Here is a 2,593-nt window from a genome sequence, read left to right on the forward strand (position 1 = left end):
CGCGGGTCCTGGAACTCCCCTGGCCCTTGCCCCTGCCGCCCAAACGTCAGCGCCGCCGGCACCAGCACCTTCTTCGCCTGATACGGATCCTCGGTAACGACCACAGGCGGCTGCGGCGCTGCGGCACCGATGCTGTACTTCCACATCAGCCCCGCGATGTCCTTGCGCACGTACAGGGCGAAGTCGTGCCGATTGGGCCACGTGTCCGATGTGTACTTGTACCTGCGCCACCACAGGATGTCCCAGATTTCGGCGCGGCGAACGGGATTCTTCAGCGCCGCGAGGATGCGGGCGGGCGTCAGGTTGCGGTAATCCTCCGTGGGCCACCACACCAACTGCCGCCACGACTGGGTGGGGAAGCGATAGTACTTGTCGCCCAGGAAAGGCCGCACCTTGTCCTCGTTGCACGAATCCACCAGCACGACGGGCACCGTGAACAACTGCGGGCTTGCCGATGTCCCGCCATCCCAATACTGGAAGTAGTGCCGATTGGGGAATTCGCGCAGATACCACTCCAACGGCCACGCCAGGCCGCCCACATCGTCCTGTGGGTTCGCCCTGTCCCGCAGGTCGCCCCCGTCGTAGGAGAGTTCAATGGACTTGTCGCCGTACAGGCGTTCGGATATCTCGGCGATTTCGTTCATCGTCTGCTTCACGAATTGCGTGCCGTGGGCATAGACGATGAACTCCTTGGCCGTGTCGTAGTTCACGTAGTTCGCCATCCACGTGAACCGCACCGTCAGCAGGAACAGCAACCCCAAGGCCGACACCGCCGCGCAGCGCAGCGCGAACCGCGCCCCCAAGCGGGCCGTGGCGTAGGAGTATACAGTCCACAGCACCGCCACAGCCACACCCGCGTTCAGAATCCACGTCGCCGTCCGCGACAGGTCCTGAAGCGACATCCCCGCAAAGGGTCGCAGCAGGAACAAACGGGCGATCACGAACACGGCGAACGGCACGAGCAGCACGAAGCCCGCAGCGCCGCGCCTCCACGCCTCGCGCCAGTCCACCCCGCCAATCCAATCCTGCGCCAGCCGCCCCGTGAGCAGCGCCATCGGCAGGACGGGGTGCAGCACGAGCCACGGCATCTTCTCGCCCGCCCAACTGTACAGCGCCGTCGCCGCAATCGTCCAGAAGATCAGGAAGGGCACAAGCGGCAGCGAGTCTTTTCGCGCGTCGGCCGTCCTGCGCACGAAGGCGTAGTACACGATGCCCGCCAGCGCGCCCAGCAACGGCAGAAACTCGTACATCGGCATTAGCACGAAGTAGTAGTACCAAGGCTGGTCGCCCCGCTGCACGCCGTGCTGCTTGAGCCAGTACACAACCTGCCCAATGGTCCCGCTGTACAGACCCTTGAGGTTGCTGAAGACCGTGGTGTACATCACGACGAAGATCACCGCCGCCGCGACAGCCGTCCAGGCGACGGCGCGCCAGCGCACGGCCGCCAGGCCCTCCGAGACGGGCGCGCGCTTCTCCGATTGCCGCCACGCGAACCCCGCCACCCCAAAGGCAAAGACAAAACACGCCACAAGCACCAGGTCGGGCAGGGCGCGCGGCGTCGGAGTCAACGCGCTGCCCCCCGACCGCACCGTGAGTCCAAGCGCCACCAGCAGGAACCCGCCGCCCATCGCCAGCAGCGCCCACCGCAAGGCCGCCCGCGCCGAAGCCCCAAGCCGCTCCCAAACGACCGCCCACAGCACGAAGACCACGAAGATGAAGCCCGTGATGTACGCCACTTCCTTCGTGGCAATGGACAGGAGCGCCACGATGCCGAACAGGTAGATGTACCGCTCCTTGCCCTCGTCCAGGAAGCGGAACAGCGCGATGAGCATCAGCACCGACCACACGGCGATGTAGATGTCGTTGCGGATGTAGCGCGAATAGTACAAGAAGGACGGCGAGAAGGTCAGGATGACAGCCGACACGAACGCGCCCAGCCGCCCCATCCACTTACGCAGGAAGTAGGGCAGAACCGCCAGCGACGCGCCGAACAGCGCAGGCACCAGCCGCGCCGTGAAGTCGCTCACGCCGAAGAGGTAGTACGCCAGCGCGTTGGCGTAGAACAGAAACGGCCCGTGCATCATCGGGTCGTGCACGTACCCCTGGCCCGCGTACAACTTCCAGGAGAACAGGGCGTGCAGGCTCTCGTCGTGGCTCATGCTGCGCACGCCTAGGTCCCACAGGCGCATCGCCAACGCCACAGCGAACAGCGCGAAGTACGCGGCCTTCTCCCACGTCAGCCAGGCCAACGCCCGCGCCGCGGGCTGCTCCCACCATGTTGGTTTCCCTGAACGCTGCGTCATCTCGCCCATGGATTACCCCGCGCGAACGGTCTCACGGCCCGAAAGGCGCAAATACCATAATGCGATGATTCCCAGAATCCGCCACGATCAGCCGCCCGCTCCCATCCACCGCCAAACCCACGGGCAGGCTGAACCGACTCTCATCCACCCCATACTCCCCATAACTCGCCACAAACTCCCCGCCCACCGTCCACTCCAACACCCGATGCCCCTCCGGATCGCTCGCATACACGTGCCCTCGCCCATCCACCGCCACATACGGCTTGTTCAACACCGACTCCCCTGCCCAC

2 protein-coding genes are annotated in these 2,593 nt (G+C 65.1%); both read right to left on the minus strand.

Annotated elements, in window-relative coordinates:
• Nucleotides 1-2,303 (minus strand): TIGR03663 family protein (locus H5T65_14035; GenBank protein ID MBC7260347.1); only part of this gene is annotated, 2,303 nt, incomplete at its 3' end.
• Between the two features lie 31 nt (nucleotides 2,304-2,334).
• Nucleotides 2,335-2,574 (minus strand): hypothetical protein, encoded by a 240-nt coding sequence (locus H5T65_14040; protein ID MBC7260348.1) that lies wholly within the window; start codon nucleotides 2,572-2,574, stop codon nucleotides 2,335-2,337.
• Nucleotides 2,575-2,593 lie beyond the last annotated feature (19 nt).

The sequence above is a fragment of the Chloroflexota bacterium genome, assembly GCA_014360805.1.
In the GTDB taxonomy this organism is placed as follows: Bacteria; Chloroflexota; Anaerolineae; order DTLA01; family DTLA01; genus DTLA01.